Annotated in this window: 15 protein-coding genes, 3 tRNA genes and 2 pseudogenes; 6 read left to right on the top strand and 14 right to left on the bottom strand. The window is 42.7% G+C overall.

Annotated features, from left to right (window positions below; genetic code table 11):
* Positions 1 to 573 precede the first annotated feature (573 nt).
* The 7 genes from CLOSYM_RS03160 to CLOSYM_RS03130 all read right to left on the bottom strand — a co-directional run bounded on the left by CLOSYM_RS03160 (position 574) and on the right by CLOSYM_RS03130 (position 5,619).
* Positions 574 to 646 (bottom strand) — tRNA-Ala (locus tag CLOSYM_RS03160).
* Between the two features lie 116 nt (positions 647 to 762).
* Complete coding sequence (locus tag CLOSYM_RS03155; protein WP_044902092.1) at positions 763 to 1,311, bottom strand: SOS response-associated peptidase; 549 nt, start codon at positions 1,309 to 1,311, stop codon at positions 763 to 765.
* A gap of 17 nt (positions 1,312 to 1,328) precedes the next feature.
* Positions 1,329 to 2,069: a 23S rRNA (guanosine(2251)-2'-O)-methyltransferase RlmB gene (gene rlmB, locus CLOSYM_RS03150; RefSeq protein ID WP_003499131.1), complete on the bottom strand. Its 741-nt coding sequence runs from the start codon at positions 2,067 to 2,069 to the stop codon at positions 1,329 to 1,331.
* Complete coding sequence (locus tag CLOSYM_RS03145) at positions 2,066 to 2,536, bottom strand: Mini-ribonuclease 3 (protein WP_021640920.1); 471 nt, start codon at positions 2,534 to 2,536, stop codon at positions 2,066 to 2,068. The genes rlmB and CLOSYM_RS03145 overlap by 4 nt, the downstream gene beginning before the upstream one ends.
* Entirely contained in the window at positions 2,521 to 3,927 is a 1,407-nt protein-coding gene (cysS, locus tag CLOSYM_RS03140) for a cysteine--tRNA ligase (RefSeq protein ID WP_003499135.1), read from the bottom strand. Before cysS ends, CLOSYM_RS03145 begins: the two co-directional genes overlap by 16 nt.
* Before the next feature lie 68 nt (positions 3,928 to 3,995).
* Entirely contained in the window at positions 3,996 to 4,556 is a 561-nt protein-coding gene (gene ispF, locus CLOSYM_RS03135; protein WP_044902096.1) for a 2-C-methyl-D-erythritol 2,4-cyclodiphosphate synthase, read from the bottom strand.
* Between the two features lie 139 nt (positions 4,557 to 4,695).
* Positions 4,696 to 5,619, bottom strand: a complete 924-nt coding sequence (locus CLOSYM_RS03130; protein ID WP_021640918.1) for a diacylglycerol/lipid kinase family protein — start codon at positions 5,617 to 5,619, stop codon at positions 4,696 to 4,698.
* Positions 5,620 to 5,827: 208 nt separating this feature from the next.
* On the opposite strand from CLOSYM_RS03130, the gene CLOSYM_RS03125 reads away from it, so the two are divergent.
* A tRNA-Val gene (locus CLOSYM_RS03125) sits at positions 5,828 to 5,900 on the top strand.
* Between the two features lie 15 nt (positions 5,901 to 5,915).
* Positions 5,916 to 5,989 (top strand) — tRNA-Met (locus tag CLOSYM_RS03120).
* 304 nt (positions 5,990 to 6,293) lie between these two features.
* Here CLOSYM_RS03120 and CLOSYM_RS03115 read toward each other — a convergent pair.
* The 7 genes and pseudogenes from CLOSYM_RS03115 to CLOSYM_RS03085 form a co-directional block, all read right to left on the bottom strand.
* A pseudogene (locus CLOSYM_RS03115) lies at positions 6,294 to 6,881 on the bottom strand (DUF3841 domain-containing protein).
* A 183-nt stretch (positions 6,882 to 7,064) separates the two neighbouring features.
* Complete coding sequence (locus CLOSYM_RS03110) at positions 7,065 to 7,268, bottom strand: hypothetical protein (protein WP_242828640.1); 204 nt, start codon at positions 7,266 to 7,268, stop codon at positions 7,065 to 7,067.
* A 655-nt stretch (positions 7,269 to 7,923) separates the two neighbouring features.
* The gene (locus tag CLOSYM_RS03105) at positions 7,924 to 9,264 is read right to left on the bottom strand and encodes an APC family permease (RefSeq protein WP_021640914.1); all 1,341 of its coding nucleotides are present in this window, start codon (positions 9,262 to 9,264) and stop codon (positions 7,924 to 7,926) included.
* Between the two features lie 24 nt (positions 9,265 to 9,288).
* A complete protein-coding gene (locus CLOSYM_RS03100; protein ID WP_009295968.1) occupies positions 9,289 to 10,095 on the bottom strand; it encodes a response regulator in 807 nt (268 codons plus the stop codon).
* Entirely contained in the window at positions 10,085 to 11,845 is a 1,761-nt protein-coding gene (locus CLOSYM_RS21920; protein ID WP_169728230.1) for a sensor histidine kinase, read from the bottom strand. The genes CLOSYM_RS03100 and CLOSYM_RS21920 overlap by 11 nt, the downstream gene beginning before the upstream one ends.
* Positions 11,846 to 11,959: 114 nt before the next feature.
* Positions 11,960 to 13,438 carry an NCS1 family transporter gene (locus tag CLOSYM_RS03090; protein ID WP_021640912.1) on the bottom strand — a complete coding sequence of 493 codons (1,479 nt, stop codon included), beginning with the start codon at positions 13,436 to 13,438 and terminating at the stop codon, positions 11,960 to 11,962.
* 68 nt (positions 13,439 to 13,506) lie between these two features.
* Positions 13,507 to 14,850, bottom strand: a complete 1,344-nt coding sequence (locus tag CLOSYM_RS03085) for a polysaccharide deacetylase family protein (protein WP_044902093.1) — start codon at positions 14,848 to 14,850, stop codon at positions 13,507 to 13,509.
* 291 nt (positions 14,851 to 15,141) lie between these two features.
* Here CLOSYM_RS03085 and CLOSYM_RS03080 point away from each other — a divergent pair, with 291 nt between their 5' ends.
* The 4 genes and pseudogenes from CLOSYM_RS03080 (at position 15,142) to CLOSYM_RS03070 (ending at position 18,616) form a co-directional block, all read left to right on the top strand.
* Positions 15,142 to 16,413, top strand: a complete 1,272-nt coding sequence (locus CLOSYM_RS03080; RefSeq protein WP_044902091.1) for an IS110 family RNA-guided transposase — start codon at positions 15,142 to 15,144, stop codon at positions 16,411 to 16,413.
* Between the two features lie 355 nt (positions 16,414 to 16,768).
* Positions 16,769 to 16,861, top strand: a pseudogene (locus tag CLOSYM_RS24205) (DUF6783 domain-containing protein); the annotation flags it as partial.
* Positions 16,840 to 17,901 carry an alanine/ornithine racemase family PLP-dependent enzyme gene (locus CLOSYM_RS03075; RefSeq protein WP_044902090.1) on the top strand — a complete coding sequence of 354 codons (1,062 nt, stop codon included), beginning with the start codon at positions 16,840 to 16,842 and terminating at the stop codon, positions 17,899 to 17,901. The pseudogene CLOSYM_RS24205 and the gene CLOSYM_RS03075, both read left to right, overlap by 22 nt.
* 16 nt (positions 17,902 to 17,917) lie before the next feature.
* Positions 17,918 to 18,616, top strand: coding sequence for a cysteine hydrolase family protein (locus CLOSYM_RS03070; RefSeq protein WP_021640908.1), 699 nt, complete (start codon positions 17,918 to 17,920; stop codon positions 18,614 to 18,616).
* Positions 18,617 to 19,013 lie beyond the last annotated feature (397 nt).

Here is a 19,013-nt window from a genome sequence, read left to right as displayed (position 1 = left end):
CAAATCCCACCCCAACTATTGACAAAGAGCCTAAGTGGCTGTCTGCGGAACTGGAAGTCCGTTGATTTCGACGATAAGCACCAGGTGCTTGACACTCTTGTTTCACAAGCGCAGGTCACAAGTGAGTTAGTCGTGATACATTGGGAACTTTGATTTGTTCTTACTTCGCATTATACCATTGTCATATGCCTTTTTATGTATTGCTTTAAAAAGATTTACTAATTGAATTCGCTTGCATCCGCTATTTGGTCTATACACCATTTTTCTTACTCTTTATTCCATATAATGAATGACAGGGAAAGATTCCTGCTCAGATTTTAAAGACTCCCTCTGAAAGGGTCGGAGCCAGGCATTGCGCCTGGCCCCATTGAAAGAAACTAAAGTTTAGACCTGGAAAAGTCTACACTTAATAAACGATCTAAAATCAAATATGTGACAGTTTTTTACAATTATTTTTATTTTTTTGCAGATGAAATACAGTGTCATTCTTCCCAGACAGTCTTTCACATTCATGGAAGGTATCTCTCAGAGATCAAAAAAGCGGCAAAATAATTTGCCGCAAATAATGATGCCTGGAGACAACGGGATTCGAACCCGCGGTCTCTGCGTTGCGAACGCAGCGCTCTCCCAGCTGAGCTATGTCCCCATGTGAATAATTATACCACAGACGGGAAAGATTTCAAGCTCTTCTATTTCTTTTTACTCTCTTTTTCCAATTTCCTGTGTCCACAGCCATAGCGCGAAATGCACTCATCATCCACTTCAGTTAAATTCAAATGCCTGCTGCTCATACTCCATGGATTTTTTCAGTTTCTCCGGCACCTGTCCCAACAGTGCTTTGCAGCTTTCCATTCCGCCCAGCCATTCTTCTATCTGTTCCTCTTTAATAATAAGCGGCATCCTGTCATGGATTTTTACCATCGATTCATTTGCCTGAGTTGTCAGGATCACAAACCGTGGCACTCCCTTCTCCATCCGGTAAACACCGGCAAAATACAGTGTTTCTTTGTTCTCCGGCTCAAAAACGGCTTTTTCTCCCGCCCTGTTCCATTCATAGAATCCGGCGGCAGGGACAACACAGCGGCGGTGTAAAAAACTTTCCCGGAACATCACTTTGTCTGACACCGTCTCTGAACGCGCATTAAAAACAAGACTATCCGCATTCCCTTTCAGGGCGCGAAACCCCCAATACATCATTCTTGCTTCTGTTCTTCCATCACTTCCGGATGTGAAAACCGCTGCTTCATCACAGGGATGTATCTCTGTCCGCATACCGGATCTCTTATCTTCTGTAAAATACCTGCTGCACATATTATCTTTCGTCCGATTTATTCCATTCTCTGCCTTACAATCTCATATGCCAGGACTCCGGCTGCCACCGATGCATTCAGGGAATCAATATCCCCTTTCATCGGAATGGAGGCAATATAATCGCATTTCTCCTTCACAAGGCGGCTGACTCCATCACCCTCACTGCCTATTACAAGACCAATCGGCCCTTTCAGATTCATACGGTACATCAGCTCACCGCCCATATCTGCGCAGACAAACCACAAGCCCTTTTCTTTTAACTCCTCGATAGTGGCTGAAATATTTGTCACCTTTGCGACCGGTGTATAATTGATGGCCCCTGCCGATGTCTTAGCCACTGTAGACGTAAGTCCCACAGCCCGTCTCTTCGGGATAATAACGCCGTGTGCGCCCGCCTGATTCGCGGTCCGGATGATTGCCCCCAGATTGTGGGGATCTTCGATACCGTCCAATATAAAAAGAAACGGCGGCTCCCCCTTTTCTCTGGCCAGTTCTAATATATCTTCCACTTCCGCATACTTGTATGCGGCGGCAAATGCAATGACTCCCTGGTGCTTGCCTGTCTCAGACAACTGATCCAGTCTCTCTTTGGCCACATAATTAATGATCGTGTCCTGTTTTCTGGCCTCTCTTGTGATTGTTTTCACCGGGCCGTCCTGGCAGCCGTCCAGTACAAACAGCTTGTCTATCGTTTTACCGGAACGGAATGCCTCAAGTACCGCATTGCGGCCTTCTATTGTCAATTCTTCAAATCTCACGTGTTTTCTCCTGCTCCGATGCACTCCTGTGCATCTTCTTCCAATTCTCCCAGCTTCTTAAGCCCGTGTCCCAAAAGCTCCGCCATCCGCTCCATCTGCTCCGTCAGGTACAAATACCCCATCAGAGCCTCAAACCCGGTGGCCATCCTGTAATCTTTCATCGTCGCATGCTTTGCCATCGTCACCGATTTGGCATTGCGGCCTCTCCTGTAAACAGCCTTCTCCTCTTCGGTCAGCTCTTCCTCCAGAACCTTATAGAAATTGGCCTGGGCTTCCGCTTTCACAAGTCCTGCTGTCTTTTTATGCATCTTATTAACCTGGGTATTGCCGTGATTCATGACAAAGGTCCGGATTGCCAGCTCATAAACGGCATCCCCCAGATATGCCAAGGCCAGGGGAGAATATTCCCTGGCCTCTACTTCTTTCAGTTTCATTGCTTTTTTAAAACAATTCAGGCACGTTTCCATTTGACGCCCTCTCTTGTATCCTCCAGGACAATTCCCATCTCCAGAAGCTTTCCGCGGATTTCGTCTGCAAGCGCAAAATTCTTGTCTTTTCTGGCCTGCTGTCTTTGGGCTATCATATCCTCAATTTCACTGTCCAGAATCTCTTCTTTCTTCTCCGTGATAATTCCGAGTACATCGCAGAGCTTTTCGATGGTCTCTTTCAGCCAGGACAGATAAGCCTTTGACGAGTTTTCCGATGCTGTCGTATTGCTGAATTTCACCAGCTCAAACACAGCGGATATAGCATCTGCCGTGTTGAAATCGTCGTCCATGGAAGCTTCAAATTTTTGAACAAATTCCTTAGCGGAAGTAATATTCTCTTTCTCGCTCTCTGTAAGCTCTCCTTCTGCCGCCTTTAACGCGTCATTTAACTTCTCGACCGCCGTGAGGATTCTCTCCAGGCCGTTCTTGGATGCCTCCATCAGCTCCGCGCTGAAATTGAGCGGGCTTCTGTAATGTGCGCTGAGCATAAAGAACCGAAGTACCTGAAGGTCATATTTTTCACTAATCTCCCTTACGGTAAAGAAGTTGCCGAGGGATTTGGACATCTTTCTGTTGTCAATATTCAGGAATGCATTGTGCATCCAGTATTTAGCAAAGGTTTTTCCATTGGATGCCTCACTCTGCGCAATCTCGTTCTCGTGGTGAGGAAATACGAGATCTTCTCCGCCGGCGTGGATATCAATGGAATCCCCAAGATATTTCTTCGACATAACGGAGCACTCAATATGCCAGCCGGGACGGCCGTTGCACCATGGTGACTCCCAGTAAGGTTCCCCGTCTTTTTTCGGTTTCCAGAGGACAAAGTCGGTCGGATCCTCCTTGTCTTCCTCACCCGTCACTTTAATTTCACGGAAGCCTGACTGTAAATCTTCCAGGTTCTTATGGGACAGCTTCCCGTATTCCTTAAATGATTTGGTGCGGAAATATACGGTGCCGTCTTTGCCTGTATAAGCATGGCCCTTATCAATCAAATCCTGAATCATGTCAAGCATACCGCAGATTTCTTCCGTTGCAAGCGGATGGGTGGTGGCCGGCTTCACATTCATCATCGCCATATCTTTCTTACACTCTTCAATATACCGTTTGGAAATAGTATCGGCATCAACGCCCTCTTCAATCGCCTTCTTAATAATCTTATCATCGACATCGGTAAAGTTGGATACATAATTTACATCATATCCCTTATACTCAAAATAACGTCTCACCGTGTCAAATACAATCATCGGCCTTGCATTTCCGATATGAATAAAGTTGTATACGGTAGGGCCGCATACATACATCTTAACCTTGCCTTCCTCCAATGGGATAAATTCTTCCTTTGTTCTGGACAGAGTGTTAAAAATTTTCATATTATGTTTCTCCTGTTATTCCTTATATTAATAGGTTCCGGTTTAAATCTGTCTTTTGCGGGTTTGTCTTATTCCTCCGTCAGCCGGTTGGCCGAACAGCCGGAACAGCCTCCGCAGCCGGCCCCTCTCATCATTTCCCTATCATAACAGTAATTAACTACTGTCGTCAACAAGGTTATTGCCTGCGATGAAATTCCTTCGCCGTTTCCGGTAAAGCCCAGGCCTTCTTCCGTTGTAGCCTTGACATTCACACGGCTTTTTTCAATGCCCAATGCCCCGGCAATATTGTCTACCATCTGAGGCCGGTATTCCTTAAGCTTCGGCTTCTGGGCAATGATTGTCGCATCAATATTCTCTATAATATAACAATTCTCCTCCAGCAGCTTTCCCACATGCCTGAGCAGTTCAATACTGGAAATTCCTTTGTATGCAGGATCCGTATCGGGAAAATGTTCTCCGATATCTCCAAGTGCAGCCGCCCCCAGCAGCGCGTCCATCACGGCATGCACAAGCACATCGGCATCCGAATGCCCTAAAAGCCCTTTATCATATGGAATCTTTACTCCGCCGAGAATTAAATCCCGGCCTTCCGTCAGTCTGTGGACATCATATCCCTGTCCGATTCTCATAATGTGTATCCTTTCTGTCATATTGTGTCTGATTTTGTTACCGCAGCTTCTGTGTCCTATATTATCTGTTGCATCTGCAATATCTATGACAGTTCCGCCAAAATTTCCGGCGCCTCCTGCCACACATTATCACACATTCCTATACTATGATTCTGACTTTCCGCTCAATGCACCGTATATGCAGGTCACTCTGGTACAGGCAGCTCTCCCCATCCACATGGACTGCCATCGGCCTGTCCGTATGGATCTGAACTTCCCGGCACTGATAAGTGCGAAGTCCTTTATTATGGGAGCGTTTCAGCAGTGAACGGCCCAAAATAAATAAAACCTGCAGTTTTGAGGCATGGCTCACCGCACAAACCTCCAGCTTGCCGTCGCTGCAGTCTGCCTTCGGCGCAAACCTGAAGCCGCTGCCTTCAAATGGATGGATATGCGCAGATATAAAATAAATATAATTAAATTCTACTTTCTTGCTGCCGTCGAGGAGCATATACCCCTTTGTCGGTTTCGCCTTCAGATACTGCTTCAGGCCGACAAGAATATAATTCAACTTCTGCATGCAGATCCGGTTAAACAATGGTCTCATTCTGGAATAAAGCAGATTGTGACAGACGGCGGCATCCAGACCAATGCCTGCGCTTACGGCAAATCTGCGGTGTTTTACCACATCATCTCCATAGGTGACAACACCGTAGTCCATAAGTTTATGATATTTCGGCCGAAGTACCTTTTTTAAGCATTTCCGCGGGGAACGCGGGAGCCTGAGACTTCTTGCAAGGTCATTGCCGGAACCGGTGGGAATATACCCCAGGGTAATTGTATTGCAAAAAGAAAGACCGTCCAGCACTTCATTAACCGTACCGTCTCCGCCGACAACTACAATGATTCTCGGTTCCTGACAGCCCTTTGTCAGCTGGTCGGCATACTCAGCCGCCTGTCCCGGCCTTTCCGTCAGAAATGCCCTGTATTCCACGCACTCCAGCTTCAGCAGTTTTTCAATTCTCTTCCAGACTTTAAAACCATATCCACTCCTGGAGTGGGGATTTATGATAAAATAATACATCACAGCCTCCGTTGTTCTGTATATTTTTAAAGCGGCCGCCGGCAGGCAGTAGACCGCAAAACCTTTTATTTACTCACTGTTTTTAATTATATCATACTTCATAGCAAAAAGAGAAGAAAATTTCTATAAAATATTGTCAAAAAAGTATTGACAATTGGAACAATAAATATTATACTATCTAAGCAGTCGCGATTGAGTGACAAGCAATGGGGTCTTAGCTCAGCTGGGAGAGCATCTGCCTTACAAGCAGAGGGTCATAGGTTCGAGCCCTATAGGCCCCATTCAAAACAAAATATGGCGGAATAGCTCAGTTGGCTAGAGCATACGGTTCATACCCGTAGTGTCGAGAGTTCGAATCTCCCTTCCGCTACTCTTTGATTGCCCCGGATCCCTTATTTTATAAGGTGTTTCGGGGTTTTGTTATTGAAAAATGGTTGATTACATTTGACTGCACTTTTAAATAACCATTCTTTGGTCCGTTGCTTTTCCAGCTCTTATCTCCTCGATATACGATCCATTCCGGATACAGTTCTGCCAGAGTAGGATCTATTTTTGATATATAATGCTCATATTAAAATAAGGCGATATTACTATATCGCCTTAAGTGTTCTACATTATATTAAACGATATCACATCGACATATCGGACAGCTGATGTGACTACACTGCATTGTATTACCTTGCCTTAAAGAACTGAGTTTTTGTTACTTGTTCTATCCTCAGCTCCCAGAATGTTGCCTGTATGTATTGTCCAACTGGACACCAATCAGATTTTAATGGTGTAATAGCAAATATTTTCTCCCAAGATTTCAGAATTTCCTATTGTCGTATTGTCTTTGGTAAACTATCTAGCCATTTATCTAATCGCTCTGCCTCATCCTCGGAGCCACTCTGATCATAATATCCATTACTTAAAACGAAATGCCATCCATCAAAATCACTTAACAATACCTTGTTGTCATCAATCTCAAATTCAATACATACACATTTAGTCCCCGGTTCATTGTATCCACAGCATCTAAGGTCAGGTTTCTTATGCTCCCAATTTCTAGTATGCCAAGCCCATATCGGGTACTTACCCCCCTCTGGTTCCTCGCCAATGCGCTGCCTCATTTGCCGTACTATCCAGTCATAAGGCTCCTTGAAACTAAGCGTTGCATCTGCATCACTGATTAATACAGATTTTTCAGGATCACAATGAAATACTTTGTCCGACACTAGTTTTGTCCATACCTCTACTGGCTGGATTGTCCATAACCTCATAAGCTCAATACCTTTTTTAGTTTTCGCCTTGCTGTTCTTCGATTATTGCGTTTATATTTTCGCCATCCTTTATGATTTTGTGTCCAACAAGCATATTTTCTATCAAACTTATCCTCATACGATAGACTTTTCCAAAATCCTTTTCTCATTTATTTCACCCTGTCGATATGCGTTATAAATATTTTATTCTTTCGGCTCTTCTAAAGCTGGTTCTTCGCCGTCTACCTCCAGAAGTCCTGTCTCATTCCATGCAAATTTGTAATCAATAGATTTCGGCAGGTTGTGCGGGACTACTGTTTTACTCTTAAACCATGGAGATTTGATACAGTCTTCCTGGTTATCATTTGTGGGTATAGCATCTTTTGATATATTTAATCCTCCTGACATTATTCGCTTCTTCTGAAAACAGCATTTCATTTTTACACCAAACACCTCTGGGGCGTGTAAACTCGCTTGCAAAACGCCGAATATATTCATTCTCGTCCAATGCCCACTCTGCTTCTCGTCCTCCCATTACTAAAATTAATTAATCTTTTTTGCATGAGCATACACGTCTGCGTTTAATATCTCCCATTTCGTTTTATATTTCTTTTCCAAAACACCTCAGAACATTATTTATATTATTTTACCACGTCAGACAATAATCTACTATATATTTCTCTCTTTAATGAGGCGGTTATGTCTCCCGGCACCTAAAAACGCATCTTGATCTCCATTATTTTTCCTAAACAGATTATTCGCTTGAATACATTTAATTCTTATAGCTGTGTCTTTATTTCCTTGATACCAGACCGGCAACGTTATGTATTGCTTTTATTTGCGTTTTATACTTCTATTCCATGTTTTGGGCAAAAAAATACCAGCCATCGTTATTCTGATAGCTGGTTTCCATTATTAAATGCTTTAAATAATCCTTGTTGTATCTACAAGTAGCCTTGATAATTTTTAGTCTCTTATTATACTTCAATATCTCTTTGCTCTGCCCATTTAGCAATTTCTTTACACTGTTCTTCGGACGCCGGCACAGCCGGCGCTGGCGCCATTACCGCAGGAAGCGGCGATATCCTATAAGCGATATTATAAACCACACAAGTCTCATCATAACCGTAATTTGTCCTATTTTGGTCGTTATTGACTCTATAAAACAAAATATCAGTACAGCGAGAGTCAATATCCGTAATATTTTTTCTCCCGGAACTCTCCATTCACTTCCATCTCCATATTTATCACAGAATTTCGAGCAGGACACCGCAATCATACTCCACATCACGCAGAAACAGAATCCTGAAAAGAAAAAGAGATACTTATATACCGCCTCCCCCAGCCAGGCCGTTTGGACCACGCAAAGAAGAAGCAGGCCTCTTATGAACCAATTGATCATCTTTTTTCGATTTTCTATGGAAGTATCACCGTGACGTGTACTGTTCTGCACATTGATGAGCTGGTTTTTTAGCATCTGCGTTGTCGGGAGCATACTTGTAATGGTTAGGGCGCTGCCCGACAGAAATATAATAACTCGAAAGCATTCAACGATAATCGGATTGCACCCGATCAGCTTAAGGGCTCTGATAAAAATACTAACATCCGATTCAGTTCCTATTGTCATAATTCCGGCCAGAATGGGCACTGATATTACATTAATTACAATTGCACGAAATACAATCTTAAGTGTTTCTGTAGCAATCTTTTCACTGCTTTTCTTCGTATTGTAAAGTAAAAATCCGATACTTTCAATTCCTCCATAAATCATAATTGAACCATAAATCGCGCATGCCGAGGACGCGATCGAGCCTCTGGCAAGGCCGCTGAAATTGATGGGCCATGGAACCTCTGTCGTGTAGAATACGCCTTTAAATAAATGACAGACTGCAAACAATCCTATAAAACAGAACACCATGATTGCCAGTATTTTAAAAAATGCCGTATAAAAGTTAAAAATTTCATGTTTCCCAAACATAGAATCGATTGCAAATATTACAATACAGAGCATCAGGCATACCGGAAATAACGGCAGCCATTCAAATATTTCACATAGTATCATCCCTGCTGCGATAATTTCAGAGGCCGGACCAACCACCATAGCCCCTATATAGGCAGAAACAGCAAAATGCCCTGCAGCCGGCCCATAAATATCCAGCATGATCTGTGCATAATTCCAGTCCGGGGGCCCGGCCAGATTCATTTCCATTAAAAACAAACTGACAATACCTGCCAGAATTCCTGTCAAAATAATAAGCGGAACCATATGGATTCCAATCATGTCATAAATAACAGTCAAACCGCAGAATAAACCCGCTCCAAGGATACTCCCAATTGATATAATTACAATATGTCCGCTTGCGTTTTGACCGCCGTTCTGCTCCGCATATGAAAATCGCCCCATTATACTCCTCTCCTGACACAAATTTCACTGCCGCCCGAAGCTACAACAGGTTAAAAACCCAATTGTTTCCTCGGCCCAGCTATATTCCGCCATATAATTTTCATTGAACTTGCAGGGACTCTCATCGTTCTTTTCAAGCCACTGATAGAAGTCACACTCAAAGGTTCCTACATCGACGGCCCTGCAATTAGGATGCTCTATCAGTATCTCCCCGATTCCGTACTGTGACAGCGTATCTCGGAGATCCTTTACGACTCTGCGGAACTTGCTTTGGTATTTTTTATCATTTGTAGCTTCCTCCCACAATATATCAATCGCCTGTTCATTATTTACAGAGTTCCCCTGTCGATCAACCAGATAAGCCAGCAGTTCCTTTGATTTTTTATTTGCAAAATAGACCAGCTGTTCTCCCGCATACACATCAAAATATCCGAATGTACGTATAAATGTTGTTTTTATTTTACTTTTTTTAATTAACCGGGCCGTCTCCAATGCATAGGCCAGATCTTCATAGCTGTATGGTTTTTCCAGATAAACCGGGGCATGGATCTGATAGGCATCCATCGCATACTGCGTATGGGCGGTAATAAAAATGAGAATAATATCCTTCCTGCGTTTTCGAAGTTCCTTTCCCAATTCGATCCCATTCATCTCAGGCATCTCTATATCCAGTATTGCCATATCCACATCATGCTCCTCTGCATATGCAATCGCTTTGACAGGAGATTCAAACTTTGCGATTATCCTTATATCTTCAAACCTGGCACATTCCAGTTCGAATAAACGCATTGCTAATATTTCATCGTCAACCAGTATCGTTTTAATCTCCATGATGTTGTCCTTTCTTTGGAATTGAAATTCTCACAAACGTTCCTTGGCCCGGTACGGAATGAATAAAGAAAGCAGCATTACAGTAGTATTCCAAACGTCGCTCTATGTTGCAAATACCGATGCCGCTGTGTCCGTCAGGACTCTCTCCTTCAGGTCCCTCCGATGCAAATCCCACACCGTTGTCCTCAATCTCTACATACCAAAAATTATCATCCTGAGATGTGCGCAGTCTTACGGTACCTCCTTCCACCCGTTTCAGTACACCATGCTTAATGGCATTCTCCATCAATGGCTGTATTGTCAAAGACGGCACATAAAAATCCTGAGTCTCGACCTGATATTCCACATTTAATTTAGGAAAACATGTTTTCTCAATATTGACATAAAATTGAAGGTGCTCATATTCCTGGCTGAAATGAATCATCGTTTTATCAAATGCATTCATATTAGCCTTTAGAAAACGCGAAAAATCATAAACCATATAATCTGCCTGTTCCGGCTGAATCCGGATGAGCGTACGAATCGAATTCAATGTGTTATAAAGAAAATGCGGTTTAATCTGACTTAATAAAAGAGAAACCTTACTTTGATTGATCTCCTCTTTAAGCCGTTCCAAAGTCTTAATCTGGTTAAAAATTTCTGCGAAAAAAACAGCCACCGCAAAATATGCACTGATCAAAAACAGCCAGTACAGCCTTCGGGAGGCCAGGTTTAAAGCCACTACGCACCCATATAATGCAATTGCCGTTTTGATGGTTTTTAATAAGCTGGAGTGAAGAACCACTTTGTTATGATCAAAACGAGAGATAATCTTTGTCTCAAAGAAGCCAAAGGCCCCGATATACAGAAAAAACACGCACATATACAGAATACTCCACACAGCCATATCGGATAAGGTACACTGCCCAAAAACTGTCAGGCCAACGGCCAACACAAAATAGATTCGATAAATAAAGTTAAAGCCCTGATACTCCCTGTAAAAAATATTTGGGTAACTTATCACTTCGCAGGCCATTAATAAAAATTGGGGAAGCAGCAACAAAAGAAAATTTTCCAGAAAATACCAAACGGGAGAAAGTCCGATAATCATATCAAAAAAATGAGTACGCAAAATACAGAGGACGGAAAACATCACGACAAACCAGCTTATATAGCTGACGCTATAACTTTCCCGGGCTGTTTTATAATATATTTTGTTTAGCAGAAGACCGACAAAACCCGCTAAAAACATAAGAATCCCAAGAATAAGCTCAGCAGCTATTCTTCCGGTAACTGTGCGGGAAACCATATTTACAGAGGTAAGCACAATATCTTTAACCTGCCCAAAAAGGATTGTCTTTTGATTGCATAGTCCTAATTCCAAACGGACATCTCCTGATAAATGCCCTAAAGAGATAATTTCATATCTGTTCTGTTTTCCCTGATTTTGATAGAAATTTCTCAGTTGTCCATTTACCCGTACCGATATCTTTTGACCTTCCTGATAAAATCCCAGGGACATGTCTTCCTCAGGATTCGCATTAAATCTGGCAATAAAACGATAGCTGTCTCCACTACCCGTTGGGATTTTGCATGGAAAGCCCACCGGTGTCTCCTTTTCTCCATTACACAAAATCCATTGTATGGGTTCTGATTCCTTCGATAATGTCTGCCGGAAGCTGCCGGACATTTCAGAAATAACTAAGATCAGCATTAGAAGGAGTGTGACGGCAAGCCAGGCTATATTCCATTTTCTCCTGCTGTACTCCATAGCTGTTCCTTTCTGTATTGTTTTGCTCACAGTATAACACATATTGCTTATTCTTTCAAAAAATTCGCAACTGCCGGGACGGTATAAAACCGCCCCGGTACGCAACAGTCTTTATCAGATAGAGCTTTTTACAGAATTCGTTTCCTCATCGTAAACCCACTCCCTGTTTGCAGAAATTCCTGCGAAACTTTCCTGTTCCTGCGACAGTTCCTTTTGAGGATATTTTTTAAGAACCCAAAGTTTCATCAGAACATAGTAGCAAATCCCCGAAACAACCGAGCCTGCGATAAAAGCAACCGAAGAAAACAGCATACATGCTCCCAGTCCCACTATAAACGAAATAATTCCTGCCGGATTAATTCCATTTGCATAAAAATACTGTCCTCCATCCTCCCTGTATAGATCCGGAACGTTCAATCGTCTTTTTCTAATCAGGAAGAAATCAACAATTGTCATACCGTAAATCGTAGACCAGAGAGAACCTGTAATTGTCAGAAAAATTCCGATATGATCCACAAGTACCCACGGCTGAATCACCGCACCTATAAAACCGCAGATACACACCCCCAGCCAATATGGAATCCGGGAACGGAACAGAGCTACAATGCAGACTCCGCTTGGCATCAGATTACATACAGCATTGGTAGACCACTGCGCCATAATGATCATGACAAGCAGCAGCACCAGTATAACAGGATTATTCGTCACCGCACTGATTGCTTCAATGGGATTAAAATTTCCGGTTGTTAAGGTCGATAATGCACCCAAAAAGATCATGAAGCCTGATGCAAGCGGAAGCGCAATTATGTAACCGGGTATCGCACGTTTATTACGTTTCAGCAATTTTTTCTCTCCTTTGTCTGTTTTAACATAGCGGGACCAGGTTTCTACCTCACAGGCATTATCGGCCCAATAATTTAATGCCAGCATCATTACGTACAAGATCATGTTTGCGTTTCCTTTGGCAATATGAGCGCCAAGCTCGTCTGAATAGACGGAGTTCCATGCATCAATTCCATTTGCACTGGCTAATCCAAAAAGACGTATTACCATATAAATACCAATCAGCATAATTGTCGGAGCTGCAATATTGGCCACCTTTTCCATGGCACTGAAGCCGCAGGCCGTATTTATGACCTGAATAATGACGAATACAATAAACCATAAAAGCCAATTGTCATAGCCCGTAAAGATGACTACAATCTGGTTAATTGCAGTGGCCCCGAAGTAAGATTGAACTCCAAACCAGATAGGTCCGTATATTGTCCGCAGGGCATTGGGCAGCGCTGTTCCCCGTTTTCCCAAAACCGCCCCGACATATACAGGAAAGGACAGGCCATGCTCCACTCCTATATCACTGGACACACAGAAAAAACATCCGAGAACAAATGTGCCAACGATTGCCGCAAGGGCAATTTGCTTCAGATTACAATAGTAAGCCGCCTCTCCCCCCACAGCGAAGGTAGCAATAATGATGCCAATTCCGATCCATACATTAAAGTAACCCAATCCCCCGGTATTTTTTCCGGATAAAGTAACCGGTAATAAATCAGATGAAATCTTTGCTGCTTTTTTCTTATTATCATTACTCATAAAAGTGCTTCCTCCCTTTGTATTTTGAAACTGCTCATCTTATTTGCAGAACTTAATTAATTCGTATTTTAAAAAACGGCAGGTTTTAAGGTCCATGTCTGTAATACTGTCTGCTCAATAATATTCTCTGCCCTAAAATCTTCCTTCCACAGATCCCATCCTCCGCCGAATTCTATATCGCGGCTTACATAATCAGCTGCCGCAAGGCGTCCGCTTTGAACCTCTAATTGAGAAACTCCCTCCGACACGGCCTTTGACAATGTTGCAAATGCATCGACCGGATTGATAAAATTATCCCCTACCCGATAAAGTGACTGAAGCTGCTTATATCCGAAAATCCGTTTGGTATCACTGAATATTGCCTCTGCCAGTTCTTTTGCCGAAACAGGGGAAGTAAGAACCGATGTCTCCTCACGCTCCGGTCCATAGATAAGCTCCGGCAAAAATGCACGGCCTGTCAGGTAACGGGCCATCAGATTAAGTATCTCCGATGCTGAAGACCATTCGCCATGAAAATCAAAAAATCCGGCTTCTCCGCCTAAACTGCGGGCGGCCATGCGGACATCCTCTGCTGTAATAGGTTCGAAACGATGCTGTTCATAAGCCATGGATTGCTGCACCGTAACAAATTCAATTTCATCATGCGCGTTCACGTACTGGAAAAAGGTGCGGTATTGTTCCAGAAGCCGCTCAAACTCGCCATCTTCTCTTAATGGAGCAGGCTGCAAATATGCCGGATTTTTCCCGTAAGCAAAATTTGCAGAATCCCAGAATTTAGTACAAACCAGTTCATGGGGATGATCATACATACTTAAAAACACCACCTCATGACAATCATTTTCATCCATCAACTCCACCGACTGTATCAGGGAACATTCTTTTTTCTCTTTATCTAAATGAGCCAGGTTATTTAATTTTGTATAGCACAGTACACCGCCAAACCAGAATGGCTGTCCATAAACACGTAAGATATCATGGATATCAAGATATGTAGGAATCCCCCATTTGCGAAGAGCCGGGAAAACCTGAGGAGCCCATGCAACACCAGGATGACCATATGATGTCAGGTTTTGACCGGTAAGACTCTTTAACCTCGCAAATCCCTGCCCTTCCCGACGCTCAAATTCCAAAGCCCCCTGAGCAAATCCCATTCTGTCTAAATATTCCGATGGAATTGGGTGTACGCTATGGTTTGTCATATGAAACGCCAGCTCATGGTCAGCCAGCAGTTCTAAAATATCAGTTCTTCCGTTATGTATCAACTGCTCATATTTTTTTGTACACAACTTCAGAGTCGCCCGGACGCCATACTCGTGCATCAGTTCCAACAGCTTTAATAGTGCATTCTCCGCCTCTTCGGTAACATAATCTTCCACATCGTACCACAAAAGGATTTTCTTTTTCTTCATCATTTTTGTCATTCCTTTCGCTTCGCTCAAGGCACAAACAAGTTATGAAAAAATGTTGTACCTCTCCACTATTTGATTTATAATCCCTGTAGGGAATAGCAATACACTACAGAGCACGGAAGGAGGAGTGGCGAATTTATTCCGACCCCGTATCATTATATGTGCCGTCATCCTTTCAAGCACAAACAAGTGGGACTTTGAGCCCGGACTCTTATCATTGGTAATAAACCATGTTTATTCAGTCACAGGATGACAGTCACTGTTGCTATTCCTTTTTATAAGGTGGTGATACTTATGATGAAGTTAAAATACCCCATCTGCTGTGGGCTTGACGTCCACAAAAATGTTATCGTTGCAACCATCGTAATCACTAACAGGGACGGAGTATCCGAATACAGGCAAAAATCCTTTTCAACCATCAACTCGGATATTCAAAAGTTTCACAACTGGCTTATCGAGAATAATTGTTATCACGTTTGTATGGAATCCACAGGAAAGTATTGGATTCCTATTTTTAATTATCTCGAAAAGGACATAGAGGTCTGCCTTACACATCCCAAATATGTCAAAGCTATCAAAGGCAAGAAAACGGACAAAAAGGATTCAAAATGGATTGCCGACCTCTACAAATTTGACCTTGTCAGATGTTCCTTTATCCCTCCCAAGGATTTCCGCCAGCTCCGGGAACTTGCCAGATACCGCTTTAAGCTGGTCTGCATGAAATCCTCTGAGAAGAACCGCATCCAGAACTGTATGACCGTTTCCAATGTCGGCATTGCCAGCGTGCTTTCTGACCCTTTCGGCAAAACAGCAACCGAAATCATGTCTTATCTGCTGGAGCATACCGCTGATTCCATTGACGAAAAGGCTGTCCGAAAACTGATAAAAAAAGAGGCCAAAGCCAAGTCTGATGAAATCATCGAAGCAATCAGAGGCTGCAACATTGAAACAGACCAGGCAAAAAAACTGGAACTGGCCCTTGGCCATCTGGAATATCTTGACGGTATGATTACCCAGACCGAAGTGGAACTCTATGTCCGTATCAAACCTTATTATGAGTTTGTGGAATTTGTCAGCACCATGCCCGGCATGACAGAGTTAAGTTCCACCATTGTTCTCGCAGAAACAGGCGTTGACATGAACATTTTTGATGATGCCAAACACCTCTGTTCCTGGTGTGGACTTTCTCCTTCCAACAATGAATCCGCAGGTAAGAAAAAATCTGTCCGAATTGCCAAAGCAGGCGCTTACTTGAAACCGATGATGGTACAGTGTGCCCTTGCCGCAATCAAAAACAAAAAGCAGCCTTATTTTGCAATCAAATATGGGCGAATCAAAAAGCGTCGTGGCCATAAGAAAGCAATCATTGCCATCGCAAGAATGATGATGGTCTGTATTTACCATATGGTCTCGGAAAAGAAACCTTTTACCCCTGCTGACTATGAGGAATTGATGAAGCCTCAAAACCATGTAGAGCGTGTTGTTCTGAATGAAAACAATGTTTTTGCCTATCTTGAAAGTCTTGGTTACGATAGTTCTAAGTTAGTGAAGCGCAACGATAACTAATCTTTATTCTATTGTCAAACAATCGCAAAATCAGGGGTTTTATGAACCCTTATATAAGTGCGCCCAAAAATCCACTTTATTTTTCACTCTTTTTCTCCTTCATAATTAGATGTCTGCTTCATTACGTTATTATAATAAATCGCTCAGTGTGCAAAAATCGTGCAATCATAACCACCGGCTGAAGCGCACAGCAGGTGGTTTTATTTTTCCAAAGTTCTGTTTTTCAAACATAAAAGACTTCACTATGAAAACAGGCCCTTGGCCTGACAACAAAAATGCACAGGTTTTGCACGCACGTTTCACTATACTTTAAATAAAAGTGAACCAGAGTCTGTCTTAATATTGCTTTCAATATACCGCGAAGTGGGGCGTGCAGATGGCAGAAATAAATTTTAAGACAGGCTCTAGCAATAACAGGAGGTGTTTATGTATCCAAGCATCACGTTGAACCGGGAACGACTGCGTCAAAATGTCCGCGTTATGACATCCTTATGCCGTAAACATGGCATCGGGATAACCGGTGTAACCAAAGGTTTCTGCGCTGAGCCCTCTGTTGCACAAATATTTTTCGAAGAAGGAATAACCAGATTTGGAGATTCCAGACTTTTAAACCTGAAAGGATTAAAGGGTTTTGAAGTAGAAAAGTGGCTGATTCGTCCTCCCATGTGCTGTGAGACAGAAAATGTAATCACTTACGCTGATGTATCTGTCAATTCAGAATATGACACCATTCTTCGTCTCAATCATTATGCCCAAATTCACGACAAGCCGCATAAGGTTATTTTAATGGCTGACCTTGGCGATATCCGAGAGGGATTCACGGACTATCAGGAACTTTTTGAGGTGGCTCGGGCCGTGGAATCACTGGATTATATTGAGCTTTATGGCATTGGCACAAATCTGACCTGTTTTTCCTTTATTCAACCCACTTTCCGGAAGATGGCACAGCTCTCCGAACTGGCGGAACAGATTGAAGAACGGATTGGAAGGCAGCTTGAGATAGTCAGCGGAGGAAACTCCGCTACTCTTGACTTGATGATTCATGGCGGCATTCCGCCTAAAATCAATAACTTGCGTTTGGGAGAATCGCTTCTTTTCGGAAGAGAACGGGCCAATTACCAATATCTCCCTGATACGTTTCATGATGCTTTTGTTCTTCATGCTCAGATTATAGAATTAAAATATAAGCCTTCCCTGCCTTGGGGAACGGTCGGAGTCGATTCATATGGCATTCGCCCGTCCTTCACTGATCGTGGAGAAAAACGTTTGAAGGCAATCTGCGCAATCGGTAAGCAGGATTTTGATCTCGAAACTACGGTACCAGTCGATTCTGGTATTCTTATGCTGGGATACAGCTCAGATCATTTGATGCTTGATATAACAGACTCGATACATTCCTACCATTTAGGTGACATCATCGATCTGATTCCCGGATATTTTTCTCTTATGCGTGCATTTACCTCAAAATATATTCAAAAATCTTTTTAAGAAAGGAAGAAATACCATGAAAGTAAACGATCGCTACTGCTCCTTCTACTATGAGAATGACGATGACTACGGCACAATCGAAATTGAGCCGGAAAAAACCGCCCTACTTATTATTGACGCCGAATATGCCTGCGTCAAGCGTCCCCAACCTGAAAACCTGAGCTCGGCAGAGCTTGAAAACATAGCCCGTTGGGAACCGTTCTATGAAAAGTATGATAAGGTGATTATCCCTAATCTTCAGCGTCTCATTTCTCTGTGCCGCCGCACCGGCATAGAAGTAACCTATGCCAAGATTCAAGGCTTTAAAAGCAACGGCCGTGACCGCTCCTTAGATCAAAAGGTTTCCGGTTTCAATCAGTTCCTGGTTACTTCCGGTGATCATCGCGGAGATATCATTCAGGAAATTGCTCCTCAAAAAGAGGATATCGTAGTCACCAAAACTACCGACAGCGCCTTAACCGGTACAAACCTTCGGCTCATTCTTCATAATATGGGGATCGATACGGTTATCGTTACCGGAACCATGACTGACCAGTGTGTCTCCGGTACAGTACGTGATTTGGCGGATGAAAGCTTTAAGGTCTGGCTGATTGAAGACGCCTGCCTTGCAGCAACAAAACGCCTGCATGAAACAGAACTTGAAATTCTAAACAACATTTATTGCCATGTTATTACAACTCAGGAGTTGATAGATGTTGTTAATCAGACCCGATGATGATGCTTCACAACCGTGCCGGTGCTTTAACTCACTATTCTTTGCCTCTATTTATAACGCTCTTTTGACTTTTCCTAAAGTTCATTAAAAGCATCTTTAAGGCCATGAAGTTTTCCTCTGTTTCATGGCCTTTCTATATCAGCAAGGCAGTTGCGTTCCTGCCCTTCACTTCTCCAAAATTACGTATTCGGTTTACGATTTAATATGTATATTGATTAAAACTTTTACATAGGTATTAAAAGCCCTGATTATAAAGGAAACTTCGTAATTTAAGTATTTTACGCAATAAATTAAGCTTTGCTTACTTCCTCAATTGATCTATACTATAAATAAGGCCTTTTAAACCATGATGAATGTACTTTAATAAAGATAGTGTCAAGTGATGTATGAAAAAACT

Source organism: [Clostridium] symbiosum ATCC 14940 (assembly GCF_000466485.1).
In the GTDB taxonomy this organism is placed as follows: Bacteria; Bacillota; Clostridia; order Lachnospirales; family Lachnospiraceae; genus Otoolea; species Otoolea symbiosa.
The sequence above is the reverse complement of the archived record's forward strand: the minus strand, read 5'-3'. Positions and strand labels throughout refer to the sequence as shown.